A 24,366-nucleotide genomic window follows, 5' to 3' on the forward strand; every position below is an offset into this window, starting at 1 on the left:
TCGGGGGGATTGGGCGGATCGATCCTATTGATGGGCATAGGTCGAGCACTGGAACGTTCCGGTATCGATTCGGCATCCACCCCGCACCGTCCCCCTGCGGGTGGCGGGCCTGTCGTCAGGCGGGGGTCAGGGCTGCTGCCGGGCGTCGCGCAGGAGCGCGGCGTCGAGGCCCGGCTGGACCGGGCCCGACTTCGGCGTGACGTTGGCCCGCAGCACCAGCCCGAGCACCAGCGACAACACGGTCACCGTGGCGCCGATCTGCTCCGCGGTGAACTCCAGCCCGAACCCCGCCACCGCGGTCATCAGCGTGGTCACCGCGCCCGTCAGCGCCGAGACCACGATCGGCCGGGTCATGAACGTGACGACGATCGACATCACCGCGCCGGCGACCGTCGCGATGGTGGCGACCTGCGTCTGCGACAGGTTCAGCCCGAAGGAGACCAGGAGGGCGACCAGCGCGTTCACCATGAAGAGGATGGTCGTGGGCTCCTGGCCGAAGATGCTGACCTTCTTCACTACGCCTCCCATCGAAGGGGTCCCGCGCAACGGCGGGGCGGGGGCGCGGGGCCTCCCGGGAACGCGGCCGCGCCTCCCTTGTAGACCCGAGCCTGAACCCCTACCGGCCCGCTGTCGAGGCCACCCCGACCGTCCCGGTTCGTGAGCTCTCCCTCGGCGGCGCAGGGTCACGCCGTGAACCGGGACGCGTTCCGGCATCCGGTTCTTGCGACGCATCGTCTGGGGTGGTCCGTTGCCTCCGGGTCGGGGGCGTGCTTAACGTGCTGGTGGCGATCCCCCTGACCGATGAGGAGCCCACCCTGATGCATGACGACCGCGACCTGGTCGAAGCCCGGCTGAGGCGAGTGCTGGACGAGCGGATCCGCCCGGCCGTCCACCCCGAGTCCGTGCCGCTGGAGGTGGCGGTCTGGCACGCGCCGGGCGAGCCCGTGCCGGTGGCGGAGGGGCTGGCGGCCACGCCCGGGCCGATCGCGGTGGGGCGGGAGTGGGGCAGGCCCTGGGGCACGAGCTGGTTCACGGTGACCGGCGTGGTGCCGAGGGAGTGGGGCGGGCGGGTCGTCGAGGCCATCCTCGACCTCGGCTTCGCCGAGGACCGGCCGGGCTTCCAGTGCGAGGGCCTGGTCTACCGGCCCGACGGCACGCCGGTGAAGGGGCTCAACCCGCGCAACCAGTGGGTCCGCGTCGGCTCGCCGGCCGAGGGCGGCGAGGAGGTGCGGCTGCACATCGAGGCCGCCTCCAACCCCATCATCCTCGGCCGCGACGGGTTCCGGCCGACGGCGCTGGGCGACAGGGAGACGGCGGGCTCCGACCCGCTCTACCGGCTGGGCCGGATGGACCTGGCCGTCTTCGACAAGACGGTGTGGGAGCTCGTCATGGACCTGGAGGTGCTCGGGGAGCTGATGCTGGAGCTGCCCGTCGACAGCGCCCGGCGCTGGGAGCTGCTGCGCGCGCTGGACCGGGCGCTGGACGCGATCGACCTCCAGGACGTCAACGCCACCGCCGCGGCGGCCCGGGCCGAGCTGGCCGGCGTGATGGCCGCGCCGGCGGCGCCGTCGGCGCACCGGATCAGCGCGGTCGGCCACGCGCACATCGACTCGGCCTGGCTCTGGCCGCTGCGCGAGACCGTGCGCAAGGTGGCCCGCACCGCCGCCAACATGACCGCGCTGCTGGAGGACGAGCCCGACTTCGTGTTCGCGATGTCGCAGGCGCAGCAGTGGGCGTGGATCAAGGAGCACCGGCCCGAGGTGTGGGCGAAGGTGGTCAAGGCGGTGGCCACGGGCAGGTTCGTCCCGGCGGGCGGCATGTGGGTGGAGTCCGACACGAACATGCCCGGCTCCGAGGCGATGGCCAGGCAGTTCGTGCACGGCAAGCGCTTCTTCATCGAGGAGTTCGGCGTCGACAACGAGGAGGTGTGGCTGCCGGACACGTTCGGCTTCGCGGCCGGGCTGCCACAGATCATCCGGGCAGCCGGGTCGAAGCGGCTGCTCACGCAGAAGATCTCGTGGAGCCAGACCAACGCGTTCCCGCACCACACGTTCCTGTGGGAGGGCATCGACGGGACCCGGATCTTCACGCACTTCCCGCCGGTCGACACCTACAACTGCTCGATGCACGGCCACGAGCTGGCGCACGCGGCCCGCAACTTCAGGGACAAGGGCGTGGCCCGGCACTCGCTGGCCCCGACGGGCTGGGGCGACGGCGGTGGCGGCACCACGCGGGAGATGGTGGCCAAGGCGGCCCGCGTACACGATCTGGAGGGATCGCCCGCCGTGAGGTGGGAGACGCCGGCCGAGTTCTTCGCCAAGGCCGAGGCCGACTGCCCGCACCCGCCGGTGTGGGTGGGCGAGCTCTACCTGGAGCTGCACCGCGCGACGCTGACCAGCCAGGCCAAGACCAAGCAGGGCAACCGGCGCAGCGAGTCGCTGCTGCGCGAGGCCGAGCTGTGGGCGGCGACGGCCGCGGTGCGGGAGGGCGCGCCCTATCCGTACGAGCGGCTCGACCGGATCTGGAAGACGGTGCTGCTGCACCAGTTCCACGACATCCTGCCGGGGTCGTCGATCGCGTGGGTGCACCGGGAGGCGCGCCGGACGTACGAGCTGGTGGCGCGGGAGCTGGACGAGATCATCGACGGCGCCCAGCGGGCGCTGGCGGGCGACCCGTCGGGCGGCACGCTGCTCTTCAACGGCGCCCCGCACCGGCGCCACGGCGTGCCCGCCGGCGGCGCCGCGCCCGAGCCCGCCCCCGCGCCCGCCCGGGATGCCGCCGGGCCCGCGGCGCGGGTGGTCCCGCGCGACGGGGGCGGATACGTGCTGGCGGACGCCCTGCTCAAGGTGGAGATCGACGCCCGCGGCCTGGTCGTGTCGGCGATCGACCGGCGCACGGGCAGGGAGACGGTCCCGCCCGGCCGGGCGGCCTGCCTGCTCCAGCTCCACCCCGACTTCCCCAACAAGTGGGACGCCTGGGACGTGGACGCGTTCTACCGCAACACCGGCACCGACCTCACCGAGGCCGACGAGGTGCGGCCGGCCGGGGGCACGGACGGGGGCACGGTCGTGGTCAGGCGCTCGTTCGGCGCCTCCGCGGTGACCCAGCGGCTCACGGTGGACGGCGGGCGGCTGCTGATCGAGACCGAGGTGGACTGGCACGAGACCGAGAAGTTCCTCAAGCTGGCCTTCCCCCTGGACGTGCGCGCCGACCGGTACGCCTCCGAGAGCCAGTACGGCCACGCCTACCGCCCCACGCACACCAACACGAGCTGGGAGGCCGCCAAGTTCGAGGCGTGCAACCACCGGTTCGTGCACGTGGCGGAGCCCGGCTGGGGCGTGGCGCTGGTCAACGACTCGACCTACGGCCACGACGTCACCCGCGACGTGGACGCGCACGGCACGACCACCACCGTGCGCGTCTCGCTGCTGCGCGCGCCGCGCTTCCCCGACCCGGAGACCGACCAGGGCGTGCACCGCTTCCGCCACGCGCTCGTGCCGGGCGCGACGATCGGCGACGCTGTCCGCGAGGGGCACTTCATCAACCTGCCCGAGCGCCGGGTGCCCGGGAGCGCGCCGGTCGCGCCGCTGGTCACCGTCGATGACGACGCCGTGGTGGTGAGCGCGGTCAAGCTGGCCGACGACGAGAGCGGCGACGTGGTCGTCCGCCTCTACGAGTCCCGGGGCGGCCGGGCCCGGGCCACGCTGCGCGCCGGCTTCCCCGTGGCGGAGGTCGTCACCACGGACCTGCTGGAGCGGCAGACGGGCGAGCCGCGGCGCGAGGGGGCCGAGGTGCCGCTGGCGTTGCGGCCGTTCGAGCTGGTCACCCTGCGCTTCACCCGCGCCTGACCCGGACCCCGCCGGCGGCGGCCCGCGCGGTCTCCACCCACCACGTGCAGCCACCCACCCCGGATGCAACCGCCCACCCCGCGTGCCGCCGGCCGGGCGGCCACGCCCGCGCACCGGGGTACTGGCGGCTTTACGACAAGTCGGGATGTGGCCACGCTGATTTCGTAGACAGCGCAGCTCAGGATGACTAGGAATTCGGTAGTCGTGCTTACCGATTGCCTTCTGGAGGTCGTCCATGCTGCGTGGCTCAAGCCGGGTGGTGGCCCTGTCTCTGGCAGCCTCGCTGCTCTCGGTCCCGGGCGCGTACGCGGCCGCCGGCCCGCCAGGGAAACCGCCCGCCGGATCGCCCGCCGCGTTCGCCGCGCGGCCGGCCGCCGGCGAGGAGATCACGCTCGTCACCGGCGACCGGGTGCTGGTGCGGGCCGTGGACGGCGAGCACAAGACGGTGACCGTCACCCCCGCCCCCCGGGCCGACGGCTCGGTGCCGACGTTCCAGGTGCTGGAGTCGGAGCACGGCCTGACGGTCATCCCCGACGACGTCGCCGCCCTGGTCCCCTCGCGGCTCGACACCGCGCTGTTCGACGTGACGGCGCTGGCCGGGCAGGACCACGGCGACGCCATCCCGCTGATCCTCACCTACGCCCCCGGCGTCGCGAAGGCCGCCCTACCGGCCGCGAAGCAGGTGCGCGCGCTGGAGAGCATCGGCGGCGCGGGCGTGACGGTGGCCGAGGCGGACGCGCCCGCGTTCGGGGCGGAGCTGGCCAGGCTGGCCGCCACGGCCCCCGGCGCCCGCGCGGCCGGGCCGCTGGCGGGCGTGACCAAGATCTGGCTGGACCGCGAGGTGCGGCCCGCGCTGGAGGACAGCGTGCCCCAGATCGGCGCGCCCGAGGCGTGGGCCGCCGGGTACGACGGCACGGGCACCACCGTGGCCGTGCTCGACACCGGCGTGGACGCCGCCCACCCCGACCTGGCCGGCAGGGTCGCCGCCCAGCGCGACTTCACCGGCGGGAACGCCACCGGCGACCCGCACGGCCACGGCACCCACGTCGCGGCCACGATCGCCGGCGCGGGAGCGGACGGCGCCGGCAAGGGCGTGGCGCCCGGCGCGAAGCTGCTGGGCGGCCGGGTGCTGGACGCCGACGGCCACGGGCAGCTCTCCTGGATCATCGACGGCATGGAGTGGGCGGCCGGCGAGCAGCGCGCCGAGGTCGTCAACTTGAGCCTGGGCAGCCCGGTACCGGGCGGCCCGCTCACCGAGGCGGTCTCCCGCCTCACCGAGCGGTACGGCACGCTGTTCGTGGCCGCCGCCGGCAACGACGGCTGCGACTCGTGCGTGGGCGCGCCCGGCGACGCCCCCGAGGCGCTCACCGTCGGCGCGGTGGACGGGCGGGACCGGCTCGCCGACTTCTCCAGCAGGGGCCCGATCGAGGCGGGCAAGGCGGTCAAGCCCGACGTCACCGCGCCCGGCGTGGACGTCACCGCCGCCAGGGCGGGCGGCGGCCGGGTCACGATGTCCGGCACCTCCATGGCCACCCCGCACGTCGCGGGCGCGGCGGCGCTGCTGCGCCAGGCCCGGCCCGGCCTCACCGGCGGCGAGCTGAAGTCGCTGCTCATGGCCACCGCGAAGCCCGGCGCCGACATCCCCGTGGACGCGCAGGGCGCGGGCCGGATCGACGTGGCCGCCGCGCTCGGCAGCCCGGTCGTCGCCGCGGCGGGCTCGCTCGACTTCGGCGAGCTCACGGTGGGCGAGGAGAAGACGCTCACGCTCGGCTACCGCAACCTCGGTGACACCCCCGCCGAGCTGGACCTGGCGAGCGGCCCGGCGTTCACCGTCGAGCCTGCCAGGCTCACCGTGCCCGCCAAGGGCACGGCCCGGGCGACGGTCACGCTCAAGGCGGCCGAGGCCGGCACGCTGCGTCAGGAGCTCACCGCCGGCGGGCTGCGCACGCTGCTGACGGCGAGCGTGGACGTCGAGCGGGTCGAGCTGCGCGTGCGCGGCATCGCGAGGGACGGCCGCCCGGGCCGCGGCGGCTTCACCGTGCTCGACCTCGACGCGGGCACCCTGGCAGGCCGGGTGCTTCCCGGCGACCCGGCCCAGCCCTGCACCGACGCCAGGTACGGCACCGGCACCTGCCTGCTGGTCAGGCCCGGCACCTACTCGGTGCTCGGCCACATCTTCACCATGCCCGCCGGCCAGGACAGCACCGCCCCCGGCACGCCGCTCAACGAGAGCCTGCTCGGCGACCCGGAGGTGACGATCACCAAGGACACCGAGATCGTGCTGGACGCCCGCAAGGCCGTCGAGGTCGAGGTGGAGACGCCCGACCACGAGACCAAGCGGAACACCGGGGCCGCCGCCGCCCTCATGTGGTACCGGGCCGGCGAGCGCGGCACGGCGCTGCGCGGCGGCACCACGATCACGCCCGGCGGGCAGATCGAGGAGCGGCTGTTCGTCCAGCCCACCAGGAAGGTCACCAAGGGCACGTTCGTGGTCTCCACCCGCTGGCGGCTCAAGGCCCCGGAGATCGCCTTCTCCGCGCCGGGGCTGCGGCTGACGCCTGAGTACGTCGACCCGGTCCAGTTCAGCGACTTCTCCACCGACTACCCCCGCCTGGACGGCACCCGGCTGCTCCTGGCCGTGGACGCCGGCCGGGGCAGCGCGGCCGAGATCGCGGCCCGCGACCTGCGCGGCAGGCTCGCCGTCATCCGCCGCACCGACGGCGTGCCGGTCGCCACGCAGGCGAACGCCGCCGCGGCGGCCGGCGCGGCGATGGTGGCCGTCTACGGCGACCGGCCCGGCGCCGACGTCACCACCGGCGGCGGCGGGGTCAGGCTGGCCGTCCCGACCGTGCGGCTGACCCACGAGGAGGGGCTGGAGCTGACCGGCCGGCTGCGCCGCCTGCCGGTGCCGGTCGTGGCCAGGGGCATCCCGGCCAGCCCGTACGTCTACGACCTGTACCTGCGCGAGAAGGGCCGGGTGCGCGACTCGCTCAGGTACGTCGTGCGCGCCGCCCGGCAGGCCAGGATCGAGACCGGCTACCACAGCCAGCTCGCCCGCGACGTGACGGTCAACGAGGCCCGCTACGTCTTCGAGCCCTGGGACACGCTGTCGATCTCGACGAACCATCCCCTGGCCCAGACGCCGCGGGTCCGCACCGACTACGTCACCCCCGATCCCGACCTGCGCTGGAGCACCTCGGCGGGCACGCCGGAGTGGCCCTACAACACCCAGTGGCCGCACCCCGACACGGCGCGGGTCCTGCTGACGTCGCCGGAGTTCCGGGCGTACGGGGCGGGGGAGCGGGTGAGCCGCACCGTGTTCAGGCAGCCACTGCTGCCCGGCGTCAACCCGCGCGACCCGGTGCGCCGGGAGGGCGACACGCTGAGCCTGTCGATGCAGGGCTTCGTGGACGCCCACGGCAACTTCGGCGAGACCTACACCAGCGACTTCGACGGGGGCATGAAGACCGACTTCCGGCTCTACCAGGGCGACACGCTGCTGTGGCAGACGAACTACCTGCCGGCCGGCTCGGGGACGGTGACACCGGACGAGAGCGCGTACCGGATCGAGTACGACCTGCGCAACGAGGCGGGCTGGGCGAAGCTGGCCACCCGCACGCGCGGCGTGTGGACGTTCACCTCGCGGCGGGCCGCGGAGCCGGCGGTGATCCCGCTGCTGATCGCCTCGTTCGACGCGCCCGTGGACCTGACGAACCGGGCCGGGTCGCGCCGGCTCGGCCTGACCCTGCGGCACCAGGAGGGGGCGGAGCAGAGCGCGATCAAGGACGTCTCGCTGGAGGTGTCGTACGACGACGGCGCCACCTGGAAGGGCGTCCGCCTGCGGGACAAGGGGAAGCGGGCCTATGAGGCGACGCTCGGCCGCGCGCCGTCGGGGTTCGTCTCGCTCCGGGTGAACGCCTCCGACGTGCGCGGCAACACGGTGTCGCAGGAGGTGATCCGGGCCTACGCCGTGCGCTGAACGCCGTGCATGAGGGTGTCGAGCACCCTCGTGGCCAGCGCGTCGGGATCGTGACCCGTGACGCTCGCCGGGGGAGTGCCGTGCGCGGCCTCCCCCAGCAGCGCGAGATAGGCCCGCCTGACCCAGACGAGGTCGGCGCCGGGCCCCAGCAGCCTCCCGAAGACCTCCTCGCACACCTCCATCACCTCGGCCTGCACGGCCCGCGCCTCGGCGCTGAGCGGCACCTGGCGCGCCAGCGTGAACCGCCAGGCGGGCTTGACCTGCAGGATCGAGGCCGTGGCCTGGTGCAGCGCGACCAGCGGGGGAGCGGTGTGCGGGCGGGCGGCCTTGACCGCCTCCAGGATCTCCCGCCACGCGGTCACCTCCATCGCCTCGATCAGCGCCTCGCGGCTGGCGAACCTGCGGTGGATGGTGGCCCTGGCCACGCCCGCGGCCTCGGCGATCTGCTCCATCGTGGCCACCGGGTTGGCGCTCAGCACGTCTTCGGCCGCCGCCATGATCGCCCGCATGCTGCGCTCGGCGTCTGCCCGCAGTTTTCCCATGGAAGGGAACGTTACCGCGTCCAAGTGAGACTAAGTGTCGCAGTTCTAGGAAAATCTGCTACGTTCTTTCTCATGAACCTCAAGGGAACCGCCCTCGTCACCGGCGCCTCCTCCGGCCTCGGCGCGGAGTTCGCCCGCGCCCTCGCCGCCCGCGGGCACGACCTCGCCCTGGTCGCCAGGTCCGCCCCCGCGCTCGAATCGCTCGCCGACGAGCTGCGCGAGCGCCACGGCGTGCGCGCGGAGGTGATCGTCCAGGACCTGTCCGCGCCCGACGCGGCCACGCGCGTCGCCGAGGAGGCCGCCGCCCGCGGCGTGACCGTCGAGCTGCTCGTCAACAACGCCGGCTTCGGCACGGCCGGGGAGTTCGCGCGGATCGACGCCGCGCGCGAGCACGACGAGCTCATGGTCAACGTCGTGTCCCTGGTGGGGCTGACGCACGCGTTCCTGCCCGGCATGCTCGCCCGGGGCTCCGGCGGGGTGATCAACGTGGGCTCGACGGCCGGGTTCAACGTCGCGCCGTACTTCGCGACCTACGCCGCGTCCAAGACGTTCGTGCTCAACTTCAGCCTGGCGCTCTGGAGCGAGCTGCGCGGCAGCGGCGTCAAGGCCCTGGCCGTCACGCCCGGCCCGGTCGAGACCGCCTTCTTCGACCGCATCGGCACCAGGAAGGCGGCCATCGGCGGCCGGCTCGCCACGCCCGCATCCGTCGTCACCGCCGCCCTGCGGGCCTTCGACCGCGACCAGGGCTACGTGGTGCCCGGCCGCGGCACCTTCGCGATGGCCCACCTCATGCCGCGCCGGCCGCGAAAGCTCGTGGCTCTCATGGGCCGGCGCGTCACTCGGCAGGTGGCGGACGAGCTCACACCCAGTGCGGCTCATTGACGGGCGCGCGCACGGCGGCGGGGGCGCCGGTGAGGGGGTCGGCGAGGGGGTCTGCGGGGGCGCGGGTGAGCAGGGCCTGGGCGAGGCCGGCCTTGATCAGCGCCGCGCCGCGCACCACCGGCAGCAGCGTCACCGCGAACAGCACCCCGACCACGGTGTTGACGCCCACGAACATCAGCGTTCCGTCGCCCAGCCCGAGCAGCTCGGGCAGCCCGCCGTCCACGCCCGGGATGGCGGCGACCATCCAGCCGTAGAGGGGGAAGGTCAGGCCGGCGATCGTGCCCGCCCACCACACGGCGGTGACGACGAAGGCGGCCAGCGAGATCGGGAAGGCGATGATCCCGTAGAGCAGGTCGAGGACGGCCTGCCCGGCGGTGAGCGGGTTCATCATCCGGCGGAACCAGCCCGCGCCGTACGGGGCGGGCGGGTAGGACGGCCGGGCGACCGGGCGGCGGATCACCTCGGGGATCGCGACCCGCTCGAAGTCGGCCAGGTTCCTGGCCGCGGCGGCGGTGCCGGCCAGGATCGGCAGCCCGACGAACGCGACCGCGCCGCCGAGCCCGGCCGCCACGCCGGTCACGACGACGGAGAAGTGGGCCACGGCCGTCGGCAGGCCGAGCAGGGTGTAGCGGGTGTCGGTGGCGAGGCGGTGCCGGAGGGTTGTCATGGGGACGACGCTACGGGGCCGGGCCGGGCCCGATCGACCCTGCTCACGGTCCAGTCCATGGTAGGGACAGCCCTACCCGAAGCCGCGCCCGGCCCGGTCCATGGTAGGGACAAGTCCTACCCGAAGCCGCGCCCGGCCCGGTCCCGGGGACTCAGGCGGCCCGGCCCGGGATCGCGGCGAGGAGCTCGCGGGTGTAGTCGTCGGAGGGACGGTCGAAGATCTCCTCCGCCGTGCCGCTCTCCACGATCCGCCCGGCCCGCATGACGTGCACCGTGTGCGAGATCATCCGCACCACGGCCAGGTCGTGGCTGATGAACAGATAGCTGAGCCCCAGCTCCCGCTGCAACCGCGCGAGCAGCTCCAGGATCTGCGCCTGCACCAGCACGTCCAGCGCGGAGACGGCCTCGTCGAGCACGACCAGCTCGGGCGAGAGCGCCAGGGCGCGGGCGATGGCCACCCGCTGGCGCTGGCCGCCGGACAGCTCGTGCGGCAGCCGCCCGGCCATCGACGCCGGCAGCGACACCTTCTCCAGCAGCTCCGCCGCCGTCCGCCTGCGCTCGGCCGCGCTGCCGACGCCGTGCACGCGCAGCGGCTCGGTGATCGACTTCTCGACCGTGTAGCGGGGGTCGAGCGAGGCGTACGGGTTCTGGAAGACCGGCTGCACCCGCCGGCGGAAGGCGAACAGCTCCTTCCTGCCCAGCGCGGTCAGGTCCGTCCCGTCGAAGCGGATGGCGCCGGAGGTGGGCGTGTCCAGCCCGAGCAGCAGGTTCGCGGTGGTCGACTTGCCCGAGCCCGACTCGCCCACGATCGAGACGGTACGGCCGCGCGGGACGGTGAACGACACCCCGTCCACCGCCGTGAACTCCTCACGCGTGCCCCTGATCGGGAACACCTTGCGCAGGCCCTCCACCACGACCAGGTCGCCGGGCGCCCGCTCGGGCGGGCCGGGCGGCTCGCTGACCCGCACCGACGACAGGCTCGGCACCGCGCCGAGCAGCCGCCTGGTGTACTCGTGCCCCGGCTCGGAGAGGATCGCCGCCGCCGGGCCGGTCTCGACGATCTCCCCCTGGTACATCACGGCCACCACGTCGGCCCGCTCGGCCGCCAGCGCCAGGTCGTGCGTGATGAGGAAGACGGCCGTGCCCATCTCGGCGGTGAGCTGCCCGAGCTGGTCGAGGATGCGCCGCTGCACGGTCACGTCCAGCGCCGAGGTCGGCTCGTCGGCGATGAGCAGCCGGGGCCGGCAGGCCAGCCCCATGGCGATCAGCGCGCGCTGCCGCATGCCGCCGGAGAACTCGTGCGGGTACTGCCCGAACCGCCGCTCCGGGTCGGGGATGCCCACCAGGTCCAGCAGCTCGACCACGCGCGAGCGCGCCGCCTTCCCCGAGGCCAGCCCGTGCACCTGGAGCGCCTCGGCGATCTGGTCGCCGATGCGCATGAGCGGGTTGAGGTTCGACATCGGGTCCTGCGGCACCAGGCCGATGCCCGCGCCGCGCACCGCGGTCATCTCGCGCGCGCTCAGCCGGGTCAGGTCCCGGCCGTCGAACACCACCCGCCCGCCGGTGATCCGGCCGTTGCCGGGCAGCAGCCGGTTGACCGCGGCCGCGGTGGTCGACTTGCCGGACCCCGACTCGCCGACCACCGCCACGGTCTGTCCCGGCAGGATCTCCATCGAGACGTTCCTGACGACGGTGACGTCCTGCCGGCGGGTGCGGAAGGCGACGGAGAGGTCGTGGATCTCCAGCAGCGGGGTCATGCGGTCCTCGATCGGTGTGCGGTTTCCTGCAGCAGGTCGTGCCAGAGCGCGTCGGTGGGCGCCGGGGTGCCCGCCACCAGCAGGCGGTTGCTGGCCAGGGCGAACGCCGCGTCCCGGCCCGGCACGAAGCCGACCGCGCAGCCCACGTGGCCGGGGTGGCCGAGCACGGTGACCGTCTCGCCGGGCAGCTCCAGCGCGTACCTGCGAAAGCCCAGCGCCTGCTCGGGGTCGGGGCCCGGGGTGAGGAACTCCCGTACGACCTCCGGGCGCCACAGGTGGTCGTACTCCTCGTACCTGGACAGGGCCAGGCCGTAGCGCAGCAGGTCGGGCACCGTCGAGAACAGGCCCGCGTGCCCCGCGACGCCGTCCAAGGCGTGGTGGGCGTTGCCGTCGGCGACCTCCCCGAGCACCGGCTCGGCCCGCCAGCGGGCGAAGTCGGCGCTGCGGTAGGGCACCGGGTACGGGCGTCCGGTGTCGAGCATGGTCATCTCGACCCGGTCGTCCAGCGCGCTCATCGCCGCCTCCGACCCGGCGGGGCGGGCGTAGGTGGTGGAGGTGAGGCCCAGCGGGCGGGTGACCAGCTCGGCCAGCGCCCGGTCCAGGCGCAGCCCGGTCACGGCCGTGACGATCCGGCCGAGCAGGATGAAGCCCAGGTCGGAGTAGTGCCGGGCGCGGCCGGGGCGGTAGCGGGGCGGCGGGAGCTGCGGCTGGATGTACAGCGGCCACCACTCCCACAGGCCGCCCCGGTGCAGCAGCAGGTCCCTGACGGTGATCGCCTCGTACGACTTCGGCAGGTACGCGCTCAGCGGCGCGTCCAGGTCCACCAGCCGGTCGGACACCAGGCGGATGAGCATGGTGGTCGTGGCGACGACCTTGGTCACCGAGGCCAGGTCGTGGAAGGTCTCCACGGTCATCGGCGCCACGCCGATCCGCTCGCCCTCCTCCCAGCGCACGACGCGGTGGCCGGCGCACTCGGTGAACTCCGCCCACGGCGTGCGCGCCGCCATGACCAGCCCGGCCGGCGCGCTCACCCGCTCGCCGCCCGTCATCGCGTCAGCACCAGGGAGCGGGGCGGCTCGGGCAGCGGCGCCGGGAGGACCAGCGCTCCCGCGCCGGGGGTCAGCGTGCCCAGGACGCGGGCGCCGGTCGCGCCCGTCCCGCCGGGCACCGTGCCGGGCAGGCCGTGCGCGGTGAGCCAGCCGATCAGCGCGAACGCGATCGCCTCCTTGTCGTCGGCGGGCGCGCCGTAGTCGTCGGAGGGCGCCACGGTGACGCCGGGCAGCGCCGCGCGCAGGCCGGCCATGACGACGGGGTTGCGGCAGCCGCCGCCCGACACGACCAGCGTGCCGACGCCGGCGGCCCGCACGTCGTGCGCGACCGTGCGGACGGTCAGCTCGGTCAGCGTCGCCACGAGATCCGCCTCCTCGATCGCCTCGCCCTCCGGCCCCGCGCCCGCCGCGCCGCCGGGCGCGGGGTCGGGGAGGCGGAGGCCGGCCCGGGTCAGGGCCGCCGCCACGTACCCGAGGTGGAACAGCTCCTTGCCGGTGCTCTTCGGCGCCGCCAGCCGGTAGTACGGCTCGGCCAGCAGCACGTCGAGCAGCCCGGCGTGCACCCGCCCCGACGCGGCCAGGCGCCCGCCGGAGTCGAAGCCGCGCGGGTCGAGCCCCCGGTCGGCCACCACGGCGTCGATCAGCGCGTTGGCCGGCCCGATGTCGTAGGCGTACAGCGACGGCGCGCCGGAGGCGCCGCCGCGCACCACGGTCAGGTTCGCGATGCCGCCCAGGTTGAGCGCGCCCGCCCCGCCCTCGTGCGAGCCGAGCAGCAGCCCGTCCAGCACCGACACCAGCGGCGCGCCGTGGCCGCCCGCCGTGATGTCCCTGATGCGCACGTCCGACAGCACCGGCACGCCGGTGCGCTCGGCGATCCACGCGGGCTGCCCGATCTGCAGGGTGCCCAGCGCGTGCGCGTCCCGCACCCAGTGGTAGACGGTCTGCCCGTGCGAGACGATCAGGTCGACCGGCCCGCCCGCGGCGATCGCCGCCTCCGCCGCCGCGGCGAAGCTCTGGCCGATCAGGGTGTCCAGCTCGCACACCTCCGCCAGCGTGGTCGGCGCCGGCGGCAGCGCCGCGGCCAGCCGCGCCCGCAGCTCCGCCGGGTACGGCGTGCTCGCCGTGTGCCCGACCCGGCCTTCGAGCACGCTCCCGGCCGGCTCGAAGTCCACCACGGCCACGTCGATCCCGTCGTGCGAGGTGCCGGAGATCATTCCGAGAACCCTCATGCCGTCTCCCCGAGCGCTCGTGCCCGCCCGTCCCCGTCCCGTCCCGGCGGCCGGGCGCGCCCGTCCGCGCTCTCCCCGAGCGCCGTGCGCAGGTGGCCGCCGGCCGCGGCCAGCCGGTCCGCCGCGTCCTGCGGCGACAGGGCGAAGCGCGTGGCCACCACCGCCTGCTTGACGTTGAAGCCGCTGGCGTCCAGCGCGGCCAGCGCCTCCTCCCGCCCGGCCCCGGTGATCGCGCGCACCATGCGCACGGCCCGCTCGCGCAGCTTGGCGTTGCCGGCCTTCACGTCGACCATCAGGTTCCCGTACGTCTTGCCGAGCCGCACCATCACGATCGTCGAGAACATGTTGAGCACGAGCTTCTGCGCCGTGCCCGCCTTCAGCCGGGTCGAGCCGCTGATCACCTCGGGCCCGACCAGCACCTCGACGGCGTGCTCGGCCGCCCGGCTCAGCGGCGTGCCCGCGTTGCACGACAGCCCCACGGTCAGCGCGCCCAGCGCCCGCGCCCGCCGCACCGCGGCCAGCACGTACGGCGTCCGCCCGCTGGAGGCGATGCCCACGACGGTGTCGAGCGGCCCGATCCCGGCCGCCGTCACGGCCGCGGCCCCCGCCTCCTCGTCGTCCTCGGCCCCCTCGCAGGGCGACACGATCGCGCTCTCGCCGCCCGCGATGATCGCGAAGACCTGCTCGGGCGGCGTGGAGAACGTCGGCGGGCACTCGGAGGCGTCCAGCACCCCCAGCCGGCCGGGGGTGCCCGCGCCCACGTAGACCAGCCGCCCGCCGGAGCGCATGCGCGGCACCGCGGCCTCGATCGCCGCCGTGATGCTCGGCAGCGCGGCGGCCACCGCGCCGGGCACGGTCGCGTCGGCCGCGTTCATGGTCGCGGCCAGCTCGCCCACGCTCATCGTGTCGATGCCGGCGAAGCGCGGGTCGGCCGATTCGGTCGTCAGTTCTGAGAGTCTCACCGATCTCCTCGGTTTCGCACGTCGAGAGTGTCACGCAGGCCGTCGCCGAGCAGGTTCAGCCCCACCACGAGCAGCACGACGACCACGCCGGGCGCGATCAGCGTCCAGGGGGCGACGAACACGAGGCTGCGCGCCTCGAAGATCATCGAGCCGAGCGACGGCGCGGGCGGCGGGGTGCCCAGGCCCAGGAAGCTCAGCGACGCCTCGGTCAGCACGGCCCACGACAGCGACAGCGCCACCTGGACGACGATGATCGAGGTGATGTTGGGCAGCACGTGGCGGAGCATGATCTGCCACCGGCTCTGGCCGGTGGAGACGGCCGCCTTCACGTACTCGATCTCCCTGAGCGAGAGCACGGGCCCGCGGGTGACGCGGATGAAGATGGGCACGTACACGACGGCGATGGCAACGGCGATCGTGAACCAGTTGCGCTCCAGCACCGACGCCAGCGACAGCGCCAGCAGCAGCGGCGGGAAGGCGAACAGCACGTTGGTCACCCCGCCGATCGCGCCGTCGGCCACGCCCCGGTAGAAGCCGGCCACGAGCCCGCCGAGCGTGCCGACCACGGTCGCGAACGCCACCGCGACGACCGCGATCAGCGCCGAGTTGCCCACCCCGGCCGCCACCCGCGAGAACACGTCGCGCCCGAACTGGTCGGTGCCGAACAGGTGCGCGCCCGACGGGCCCAGGAACCGCGACGGCGGATGCTGGGCGACCGGGTCGTAGGGCAGCAGCCCCGCGTACGACAGCACCGCCACCACGGCCAGCAGCGCCAGGATCACCACGCCGGCGACCCCGGCCGGGCTGCGCCTCATGACGCCCCCACCCTCGGGTCGATCACCCGGTACAGCAGGTCGGTCACCAGGTTGACCAGCACGAACGCCAGCGCGATCACCAGCACGGTGCTCTGCACGACCGCGTACTCCTTCTGCTGGATGCCCAGCAGCACCTGCCTGCCGATGCCGGGCACGGAGAAGATCTGCTCCACCACGACCGCGCCGCCCAGCAGGTAGCCGAACTGCAGCCCCGTCATGGTCACGATCGGGACGAGCGCGTTGCCCAGCACGTGCCTGACCTGCAGCCGCCGCTCGGGCACGCCCTTGGCGCGGGCGGTGCGCACGAAGTCGTCCGAGCGCACCTCCAGCACGGCCGTGCGGGTGGTGCGCAGGATCGGCGCGGCGATGCCGAAGCCCAGCACGAGGGCGGGCAGCAACATCTGCCGCAGGTTGAGCAGCGGGTCCTCCAGCAGCGTGGCGAAGCCCTGCCCGTTGGGGTTGAACCCGAACGAGGCCGCGAAGACCGACAGCAGCGTGGTGGCCAGCAGGAACGCCGGGATCGACAACCCGGCCAGGCTCACGGCCTGGCCGGCGGCGTCCCTGACGGAGTTGGGGCGCGAGGCGGCCAGCATGCCCAGCGGCACCCCGATCAGCAGCGCCAGCACGATCGACAGCACCGCCAGCTCGAACGTCACCGGCAGCGCGTTCATGGTCAGCTCCAGCACGCTCTGCTGGGAGCGGGCCGAGTAGCCGAAGTTGCCGGTGAACATGTTGCCCAGCCACGAGAAGAACTGTGTCACCAGCGGCTGGTCCAGGCCGTAGTACTGCTCCAGGGCCTGCCGCTGGGCCGGGGTGAGCGCCGCGGCCTCGGTGCCCAGCCCGGCGGTGATCTGGTCGCCCGGGATCGCCCGCAGCATCACGAAGACCAGCACGGCCACCCCGAACAGGATGCCCGCCGTCTCCGCGACGCGCCGCACGAACCGGTTGCGCAGCACCGTCATCCGACCGAGGTGGTACGCAGGTACTGCAGCGAGCCGCTGGCCATCGGCACGAACCCCGACACGTTCGCCGTCGTGGCGGTGTAGGTGTAGCCGGCGAACAGCCAGATCCAGGCGGCGTTCTCCTCCAGTTCGGCCGCGACCTTGTCGTAGACGGCCTTGCGGGCGGCCTGGTCGGTGGCGGCCTTGCCCTGGGCGAACAGCTCGTCCAGCTCGGGGGAGCTGTAGCCGGCGACCTTGTTGAGGTTGCCGTCGCTGGTGAAGTAGCGGCCGTAGGAGCCGTCGGGGTCGGGGCGGCCGCCGTTGAGCGCGACGGCCGCGTCGAAGTCGGCCGCCACCCAGCGGTCCACGAACGCGCCCGACTCCAGCACCTCCAGCTCCAGGTTGATCTTCGCCTCGGCGAGCTGGGCCTTGAGGTTCTGGGCCTCGTTGACGGAGGTGGCGTACTCGCCCTGCGAGACGATGGCCTTGACCGTCACGCCGGCGGCCTTGCCGGCCTTGCCGAGATACTCCGCGGCCTTGGCCAGGTCGCGGGTGGGGCAGGGGCGCTTGTTCGGGTCCGACTTGAAGGCCGGGGCGGTGATCGGGCCGGTCACCTCGCCCTCGCCGAGCGCGGCGGTGTCGAGCACCTGCTTGCGGTCGATCGCGCACTGGATCGCCAGGCGCACGTTGACGTCCTTGAGGTCGCCCTTGCGCGCGTTGAGCTGGAGCGCGTGGTAGTTGAGCTGCGGCGTCTTCGCGACGGTGATCGTGCCGCCGCCCTCGGCGGTCTGCGCGACGAGCGGGTCGTTGAAGACCGCGAGCTGCACGTTGCCCGACTGCATGGCCGCGACGATGGACGACTCGTCGGGGATCACCCGGAACTCCACGGTGGCGGCCTTGGCCTTCTCCGGGCCCCAGTAGGCGTCGTTCCTGGCCAGCGTGATCGACTGGCTGGCCACCCGCTTGGCCAGCCGGAACGGCCCCGTGCCGTTCGGCGTGGCGTTGAGCTTCTCCTCGGTGTCGTCGGAAGAGAGCATGGCCAGGTTGACCGAGGCCAGGTTGGCCGGCAGCGCGGCGTCGGGGCCGGTCAGCTCCAGCACGACCGTGTGCGGGTCGGGGGCCTCGACCGCCTTGACCGACGACAGCGACGCCCGGGCCACGGCGGCCGTCTTCTCGTCCATGATCTGGTCGAGGGAGGACTTGACGTCCTTGGAGTCGAATGCGCTGCCGTCGGCGAACGTGACGCCCTGGCGGAGCTTGAGCGTGAGCTTGCGGCCGCCGTCGCCGGCCTCCCACGACTCGGCCAGGCCGGGCACCACGTTGAGGTCCTTGTCGAACTCGGTGAGCGTGCCGTACAGGTTCTGCAGCACGTTGACGGCCTGGAACTGGGTGGCCTTCCACGGGAAGAGCGTGTCGGGGTCGGAGGTCACGCCGACGACGAGCGTGCCGCCGCCGCCCTGCGCGCCGGTGCCGGTGCCGGTGCCGGTGCCGGTGGGCCCAGAGGAGGGGGACGAACAGGCGGTGAGGGCGAGGGACAACGCGGCGGCGAGGCCGGCCGCGGAGAAGGCGCCACGGGGCATGTGGTCTCCTCAGGGCAGTAGGTCATAAAATTACGCAGACCCTACCATCGAGGTATTTTCTTTCCGTCACGGGATGGGTGTGAAGGATGCGCGAGGACGCCGAGACCCTGCTGATCCGCCTCCGCGCGGCCATGCCCGCCCTGCGGCCGTCGGAGCGGCGCATCGCCGAGGTGTTCACCGGCGACCCGGCCGCCGCCGCCAACCTGTCGATCGCCGAGGTGGCCGCCCGCTGCGCGACCTCGACCACCTCGGTGGTGCGCTTCTACCAGCGCATGGGCTACGCCCACTTCAAGGACTTCCGCATCGACCTGACCAGGGCGGTGGCCAGGGAGGAGCTGGCGGTCTCCGGCCTGCCCGAGGCGTCCGGCGACATCGACCGGCACGACAGCCTGGCGGGCATCGTCTCCAAGGTCGCGATGAACGAGACGCTCTCCATCGCCGACACCGCCCGCTCGCTGGACATGGACGCGCTGGGGGAGGCGGTGGCGCTGCTGCTGGCCGCCCGCCGGATCGACAGCTTCGGCGTGGGCGCCAGCTCGCTGGTGGGGCTCGACCTGCAGCAGAAGCTGGCGCGCATCGGCCGCACCGCGCTCAACTGGCACGACTCGCACGCGGCCTGGACCTCGGCGGCCACGCTCGACTCCGCATGCGTGGCGGTCGCCGTCTCGCACACCGGGGCCACCGTGGACACCGTCGAGTTCCTCGCCATCGCCCGCCGGGCCGGGGCCGCGACGGTGGCGATCACGAACTTCCGCGACTCGCCGCTGGCCCGCGCCGCCGATGTGACGCTCACCACGGCCGCGCGGGAGACGAAGTTCCGCTCCGGCGCGCTGGGCAGCCGCATCGCCCAGCTCATGGTCGTGGACTGCCTGTTCACCGGCGTGGCCCAGGCCTCCTACGACGCCTCGATGCGCGCGCTGCGCGACACGTACGCGGTGCTGCACGACCGCCGGGTCAAACGGGCCTAGCCGCCGCCATCTTCACAGGCCGGATTCACCTGGGGTTCACTGGCCACCCCTACCTTGGACGCCCATGAGCTGGAGGTACCGGGCCAACGCCACACTCGAGGGCCTGACGGGATACACGCTGACGCGCAAGCTGCGCAAGGAGCCGCCGAAACCGCCCCCGCCGCCCAAGGTGCCGCTGGAGCTGCAGCGGCTGCCGGGCGACGCGGTCAGGCCGCCCGTCGATCCCGCCCACGACCGGCTGCTGCGCGAGCCCGTCTTCCTGCTGTCGTCCGTGCGCTCGGGCTCCACGCTGCTGCGCGTCATGCTCAACAGCCACTCCCGGGTGCACTCGCCGATCGAGACGCACTTCCGCCGGATGACCGTGGGCCTGGGCACCGAGCCCGTACGCCAGGCCATGGAGCTGCTCGGCCACACCCACAGCGACATCGAGCACCTCGTCTGGGACCGCCTGCTGCACCGGGAGCTGACCCGCAGCGGCAAGCCGGTGCTGTGCGAGAAGACGCCCAGCAACGTCTTCGCCTGGCGGCGCATCTCGGCCTGCTGGCCGGACGCCCGCTTCATCTTCCTGCTGCGCCACCCCATGTCGATCGTGCAGTCCTGGCACGAGGCCGACCCGGTCAAGCGGCCCATGGAGGAGGCGGTGCCGCGCACGCTGGCGTACATGACCTACCTGGAGGAGGCCCGCACCCACCTGGAGGGCCTGACCGTGCGCTACGAGGAGCTGGTCGCCGATCCGGAGGCCGAGCTGCGCCGGATCTGCCTGTTCCTGGGCGTGGAGTTCGAGCCGGCCATGCTGGAGTACGGGAGGCAGGACCACGGCGGCTTCGTCAAGGGCATCGGCGACTGGCGCGACAAGATCCGCACCGGCACCGTCGTCGCCGGCCGGCCGCTGCCGGCGCCCGGGGAGATCCCCGCCGAGCTGCACGAGATCTGCCGGACGTGGGATTATCTCTCGTGATCCGGTTGCGAGGCTGTGACAGAGTTCGCTCGCGATTTGCCCGCCATTCGCCTCGGGCTCCGATATGTTGCCCTTCGTGATCAACGGGCCCTCGCGCCGTGCCTTATTCGCCGGTACTCTCGCCGGCCTCGCCCTGCCCGCGGCGGTGCCGACCGCACTGCCCGCGGCCGCCGAGGCCACCGACCGCCGCGGCAGTCTGCCCAGGCGGCCGAACATCCTGCTCATCCTGGCCGACGACCTGGGATGGGGTGAGATCGGCAGCAACGGGCAACGCCTGATACGCACGCCCAACCTGGACCGGCTGGCGGCCGAGGGCGTGCAGTTCAAGACCGCCTACTCGGGGGCGCCGCTCTGCGCGCCGTCGCGCTGCTCCCTGCTCACCGGCCTGCACGCCGGTCACAGCACCGTGCGTGACAACCCCGAGGGCGGGCCGCAGCACTCGCTCACCGACGCCGACCTCACCTTCGCCGAGCTGCTCCAGATGGCCGGCTACCGGACGGGCTGCATCGGCAAGTGGGGCTTCGGGCCCGAGGAGGCGGACCAGGCGTCGCACCCGAACGTGCGCGGCTTCGACGAGTTCTTCGGCTACATCGGGCACAAGCACGCCCACCAGTACTTCCCCACGTACCTGTGGCACAACGGGCAGAAGGTGCAGCTCAATGGCAGCTCGTACGCGCCGCACCTGTTCCGGCAGCGGGCCGTGGAGTTCATCAACGCCGGCAGCGACAAGCCGTTCCTGCTCTACTACGCCAGCATCCTGCCCCACGCGCCGAGCGTGGTCCCCGGCGACGCGGGCCCGTACGAGGACGAGCCCTGGAGCGGTCCGAACCGCCGCCACGCCGCCCAGGTGGCCAGGCTCGACACCGACGTCGCCGCGCTCATCAGGGCGCTGCGCGACGCGGGCGTCGCGAAAGACACCCTCGTGCTGTTCACCAGCGACAACGGCCCCCACCGGGAGAAGGGCGTGACACCCTGGCTGTTCGACTCCAACGGCCCCTACCGGGCCGACAAGCGCGACGTGTACGAGGGGGGCATCCGGGTCCCGATGATCGCGTGGTCGCCCGGCCTGCGGCCCAGGGTGGAGCGGCAGCCGGTGGCGTTCTGGGACGTCCTGCCCACGTTCGCGGACCTGGCGGGGGTGCCCGCGCCCGCCAACCTCGACGGCCTGTCCTTCCGCGGCCTGCTCACCGGCGAGGGCGCCCCCCGGCACGACCACCTGATCTGGAACCGGCCGCGCAAGGCCCAGGCCGTCCGCCGGGGCCGGTGGAAGGTGGTCAGGTTCGCCCCGAACATCGCCGGGGCCGGGCCGGAGGGCCGCGTCGAGCTGTACGACCTGACCAGGGACCCGGGGGAGAGCCGCGACCTGGCCGCCGCCCGGCCGCAGATCACCAGGGAGCTGGTGGAGCTGCTCGACCGCTCGATCGGGGACGACCCGCGCACCCCGTACGGGCTGCGGAGCGAGCTGGCCGGCGACCAGATCGTGGTCAGCCTGCACAACGGCTCGACGGTGCCCTGGCGCAACGTCCGGCTCCGCCTCGACGGGCGGCGGCGGGCGCAGGCGCACACGGTCGCCCGCCTGGACCCGGGCATGGCCGTGTCGGTCGGCTTCCCGGTGCCGTCGTCGGGCCGGGCCACGGCCAGGGCCGACTTCGAGGCCGGCGGCAGGACCCACGTCTTCCGCCGCGCGCACCGGGACACGCAGCGCCCCGACACCGTCAGCCTGCTGAGCAACTGACCGTCGTCACCTCCGGACCGGCGGGCCCGCCCGCCGGTCCGGAGGCCGCTCGCAGACGATCGTCACCCCGGCGGCACCCCACTCTAGTGACGAAGAGTGATGACATCACTACCGATAGTTGACATTCTGGTGACCAGAGCTTTCCGACGAAGAGAGGAACCCATGAACCTGGTCACCCGCGCGGAGTGGCACGCCAAGAAGCCGACCAGCGAGTACGTCCGGCTCTCGTCCACGAAGGGCATCAAGATCCACTACACCGGCGGGAAGGTCCCCGCCGACCTCGCCGAGTCCGCCAACCACGACCGCTGCGCCGACCTGGTCCGGGACATCCAGCGCATGCACATGTCGGGAGGCCGCGGCGAGAGGTACATCGACCTCGGCTACAACATGGTCTGCTGCCCCCACGGGCACACCTTCGTGGGCCGCGGCCCCCACGCCCTCCCGGCGGCCAACGGCGCGGGCCTCAACTCCGGCCACTACGCGGTGCTCGCCCTGCTCGGCAGCTCGGGGCTGACCGAGCCCACCGACGACCTGCTCAACGCCCTGGTCGACGCCATCGAATACCTGCGCGAGCACGGCGACGCCGGTCGCGAGGTCAAGGGCCACCGCGACGGCTACGACACCTCCTGCCCCGGCGACCCGCTCTACCGGTGGGTGCGCGCCGGGGCCGAACGACCGTGACGGACGGCTAGGGCAGGCGCCCCACGTGGGCCAGCGCCTGCTTCAGCAGCACGCCCTGCCCGCCCGCCATCTCCTGCTGCACCATCGGCGAGGCCGCCTCCTCCGGGGTGAACCACACCAGGTCGAGCGCGTCCTGCCGGGGCCGGCAGTCACCGGCCACGGGCACGATGTAGGCCAGCGACACGGCGTGCTGCCGCGGGTCGTGGTAGGGCGTGACGCCGGGCGTGGGGAAATACTCGGCGACGGTGAACGGCTGCGGCGAGGCGGGGATGCGGGGAAGCGCCACCGGACCGAGGTCCTTCTCCAGGTGGCGCATCAGCGCGTCGCGGATCCGCTCGTGGTGCAGCACGCGTCCCGAGACCAGCGCCCGGCTGACCGTGCCGTCCGACAACATGCGCAGCAGCAGCCCGACGTGGGTGACCACCCCGGTGTCGTCGGCGCGCACCGGCACCGCGTCGATGTAGAGGATCGGCATCCGGCCGCGCACCGACTCCAGTTCGTCCGGTGCGAGCCAAGCAGGCGTGGTTTCGGTCTTTTCGGTCATCTGCTGATCGTACGGCTCGCCGGGTCAGCGGCGTACCGCACTCCGCTCAGGTGGCACGCGCCCGGCCAGCCAGGAGGCCGTGCAGATGAACAGCACGATGCCCAGGAAGGGCAGATACTCCGCGATCTTGTGTTTCATGCGAGGTCACGCTCCGCTCTCTCCTTCGCCAGCCGCCTGCGTTGCGGCTGCACGGTGTACCTGGGGTCGCCGGCCGACTCCATGCCGGCCTGGAATATCCCGAACCTGGTGCACGCCGACCCGGCCAGCAGGGCCACGCCCGCCGCCATGGCCGCGAGCCTGCTGCGCCGGCCGGCGCTCACCCCGGCCACCGCCCCGGCCAGCACCAGCGCCTCGCCCAGCCGCAGCAGCCTGCTGCGCTTGAGCGGCTCGGCCAGCGCCCCGAGCCGCCGCTCCATCCGGGCGGCGGCCACGCACTCCACGGCCGCGCCCAGCAGCGCCGCCCGCCGCGCCGGGGCCGCCTCCGCCGTCGGCGCGGCCAGCAGGCCCAGCCCGCCCGCCGCCGCCGCGGCCGACCCGGCGAACAGGAACGGCATCTCGCGGAACCCCTCGTGCCAGGCCGGCACGGCGGTGTCGCAGATCAGCGCCGCCGTGTACGTCGCCACCGCCGGCCCCGTCACCGCGGCCCCCACGGTCGCGGCCCGCCCGAGCCCCGGGAACAGCCCGGTCACGCCGGTGGCCGCCGCCGCTCCCGCCTGCGGGCCGTAGGCGGTCAGGATCCAGGTGCCGACGCTCATCGGCGAGGTGACCTTGAACACCCGCAACATGTTGAGGAAGCGGGCCGGGCGGCCCAGGTCGTGGATCAGCGCGTAGAGCGAGCCGCCCAGCGCGCACAGCGCCCCGACCTTGCTCGCCCTGGCCAGCCGCGGCCTGCCGGTCAGCTCGGCGGCGGCGGCCAGCGTGGACGACGCGCCCGCCAGGCCGCCGAGGAACAGGTAGCCGGCGATGTCGGGGGCCCGCCACGTCGGCTCGTTCAGCACCGGCCGGCCGTAGTAGGAGTCGAAGTCGGCCTTGGGCACCATCAGCCGCTCGCGCCGGCGCCCGGCCGAGCCCGGCGTGGCCTCCCGGTCGCCGCGCACCCCGGCCGTGTCGTCCATGCGCACGTCGGTCTGGCTCATCGGCACCGCCTCGGTCGTCATGCCCGCCCCCGCACTCATCCCGGCCGGGCTCATCCCCGCCGGGCTCATCCCCGCCGCGCTCATCCCCGCCGCC

The 24,366-nt window shown here is 73.6% G+C and carries 19 protein-coding genes; 7 read left to right on the forward strand and 12 right to left on the reverse strand.

What is annotated here, in order from left to right:
• Positions 1-126: 126 nt before the first annotated feature.
• Positions 127-516 carry a hypothetical protein gene (locus IO39_RS14900; RefSeq protein ID WP_052422898.1) on the reverse strand — a complete coding sequence of 130 codons (390 nt, stop codon included), beginning with the start codon at positions 514-516 and terminating at the stop codon, positions 127-129.
• A gap of 302 nt (positions 517-818) precedes the next feature.
• On the opposite strand from IO39_RS14900, the gene IO39_RS14905 reads away from it, so the two are divergent.
• Both IO39_RS14905 and IO39_RS14910 read left to right on the forward strand, forming a co-directional pair.
• Positions 819-3,848 carry an alpha-mannosidase gene (locus IO39_RS14905; protein WP_043622313.1) on the forward strand — a complete coding sequence of 1,010 codons (3,030 nt, stop codon included), beginning with the start codon at positions 819-821 and terminating at the stop codon, positions 3,846-3,848.
• Positions 3,849-4,083: 235 nt separating this feature from the next.
• Positions 4,084-7,827, forward strand: coding sequence for a S8 family peptidase (locus tag IO39_RS14910; protein WP_043622163.1), 3,744 nt, complete (start codon positions 4,084-4,086; stop codon positions 7,825-7,827).
• On the opposite strand, the gene IO39_RS14915 is transcribed toward IO39_RS14910, so the two are convergent.
• Positions 7,812-8,369: a TetR/AcrR family transcriptional regulator gene (locus IO39_RS14915; RefSeq protein ID WP_043622166.1), complete on the reverse strand. Its 558-nt coding sequence runs from the start codon at positions 8,367-8,369 to the stop codon at positions 7,812-7,814. The genes IO39_RS14910 and IO39_RS14915 overlap by 16 nt on opposite strands.
• Positions 8,370-8,441: 72 nt before the next feature.
• Here IO39_RS14915 and IO39_RS14920 point away from each other — a divergent pair, with 72 nt between their 5' ends.
• Positions 8,442-9,251 carry an SDR family NAD(P)-dependent oxidoreductase gene (locus IO39_RS14920; RefSeq protein WP_043622169.1) on the forward strand — a complete coding sequence of 270 codons (810 nt, stop codon included), beginning with the start codon at positions 8,442-8,444 and terminating at the stop codon, positions 9,249-9,251.
• Here the strand turns inward: IO39_RS14920 and IO39_RS14925 are convergent.
• The 8 genes from IO39_RS14925 to IO39_RS14960 all read right to left on the reverse strand — a co-directional run bounded on the left by IO39_RS14925 (position 9,229) and on the right by IO39_RS14960 (position 18,250).
• A complete protein-coding gene (locus tag IO39_RS14925) occupies positions 9,229-9,918 on the reverse strand; it encodes a sensor domain-containing protein (protein WP_052422899.1) in 690 nt (229 codons plus the stop codon). The genes IO39_RS14920 and IO39_RS14925 overlap by 23 nt on opposite strands.
• A gap of 151 nt (positions 9,919-10,069) precedes the next feature.
• Positions 10,070-11,674 (reverse strand): ABC transporter ATP-binding protein, encoded by a 1,605-nt coding sequence (locus IO39_RS14930; RefSeq protein ID WP_043622172.1) that lies wholly within the window; start codon positions 11,672-11,674, stop codon positions 10,070-10,072.
• Positions 11,671-12,723: a serine hydrolase domain-containing protein gene (locus IO39_RS50630; protein WP_052422900.1), complete on the reverse strand. Its 1,053-nt coding sequence runs from the start codon at positions 12,721-12,723 to the stop codon at positions 11,671-11,673. The genes IO39_RS14930 and IO39_RS50630 overlap by 4 nt, the downstream gene beginning before the upstream one ends.
• Positions 12,720-13,952 (reverse strand): anhydro-N-acetylmuramic acid kinase, encoded by a 1,233-nt coding sequence (locus IO39_RS14940; RefSeq protein WP_043622174.1) that lies wholly within the window; start codon positions 13,950-13,952, stop codon positions 12,720-12,722. The genes IO39_RS50630 and IO39_RS14940 overlap by 4 nt, the downstream gene beginning before the upstream one ends.
• Entirely contained in the window at positions 13,949-14,914 is a 966-nt protein-coding gene (gene murQ, locus IO39_RS14945) for an N-acetylmuramic acid 6-phosphate etherase (RefSeq protein WP_052422901.1), read from the reverse strand. Before murQ ends, IO39_RS14940 begins: the two co-directional genes overlap by 4 nt.
• Positions 14,911-15,729: an ABC transporter permease gene (locus IO39_RS14950; RefSeq protein WP_043622177.1), complete on the reverse strand. Its 819-nt coding sequence runs from the start codon at positions 15,727-15,729 to the stop codon at positions 14,911-14,913. The genes murQ and IO39_RS14950 overlap by 4 nt, the downstream gene beginning before the upstream one ends.
• Positions 15,726-16,691 carry an ABC transporter permease gene (locus IO39_RS14955; RefSeq protein ID WP_043622180.1) on the reverse strand — a complete coding sequence of 322 codons (966 nt, stop codon included), beginning with the start codon at positions 16,689-16,691 and terminating at the stop codon, positions 15,726-15,728. The genes IO39_RS14950 and IO39_RS14955 overlap by 4 nt, the downstream gene beginning before the upstream one ends.
• A complete protein-coding gene (locus tag IO39_RS14960) occupies positions 16,688-18,250 on the reverse strand; it encodes an ABC transporter substrate-binding protein (protein ID WP_043622183.1) in 1,563 nt (520 codons plus the stop codon). Before IO39_RS14960 ends, IO39_RS14955 begins: the two co-directional genes overlap by 4 nt.
• Positions 18,251-18,336: 86 nt before the next feature.
• On the opposite strand from IO39_RS14960, the gene IO39_RS14965 reads away from it, so the two are divergent.
• The 4 genes from IO39_RS14965 to IO39_RS14980 all read left to right on the forward strand — a co-directional run bounded on the left by IO39_RS14965 (position 18,337) and on the right by IO39_RS14980 (position 22,592).
• Entirely contained in the window at positions 18,337-19,218 is an 882-nt protein-coding gene (locus IO39_RS14965) for a MurR/RpiR family transcriptional regulator (protein ID WP_043622186.1), read from the forward strand.
• 64 nt (positions 19,219-19,282) lie between these two features.
• Positions 19,283-20,176 (forward strand): sulfotransferase family protein, encoded by an 894-nt coding sequence (locus tag IO39_RS14970; RefSeq protein WP_052422902.1) that lies wholly within the window; start codon positions 19,283-19,285, stop codon positions 20,174-20,176.
• A gap of 76 nt (positions 20,177-20,252) precedes the next feature.
• Positions 20,253-21,911 carry an arylsulfatase gene (locus tag IO39_RS14975; RefSeq protein ID WP_211267018.1) on the forward strand — a complete coding sequence of 553 codons (1,659 nt, stop codon included), beginning with the start codon at positions 20,253-20,255 and terminating at the stop codon, positions 21,909-21,911.
• Positions 21,912-22,073: 162 nt separating this feature from the next.
• A complete protein-coding gene (locus IO39_RS14980) occupies positions 22,074-22,592 on the forward strand; it encodes a peptidoglycan recognition protein family protein (RefSeq protein ID WP_052422904.1) in 519 nt (172 codons plus the stop codon).
• Between the two features lie 7 nt (positions 22,593-22,599).
• Here the strand turns inward: IO39_RS14980 and IO39_RS14985 are convergent, their stop codons facing one another.
• Complete coding sequence (locus tag IO39_RS14985) at positions 22,600-23,136, reverse strand: NUDIX hydrolase family protein (protein ID WP_043622192.1); 537 nt, start codon at positions 23,134-23,136, stop codon at positions 22,600-22,602.
• 134 nt (positions 23,137-23,270) lie between these two features.
• Positions 23,271-24,272 carry an NrfD/PsrC family molybdoenzyme membrane anchor subunit gene (gene nrfD, locus IO39_RS14990; protein ID WP_043622329.1) on the reverse strand — a complete coding sequence of 334 codons (1,002 nt, stop codon included), beginning with the start codon at positions 24,270-24,272 and terminating at the stop codon, positions 23,271-23,273.
• Between the last annotated feature and the right edge of the window lie 94 nt (positions 24,273-24,366).

Origin of the sequence: Nonomuraea candida (assembly GCF_000725485.1) — a bacterium.
In the GTDB taxonomy this organism is placed as follows: Bacteria; Actinomycetota; Actinomycetes; order Streptosporangiales; family Streptosporangiaceae; genus Nonomuraea; species Nonomuraea candida.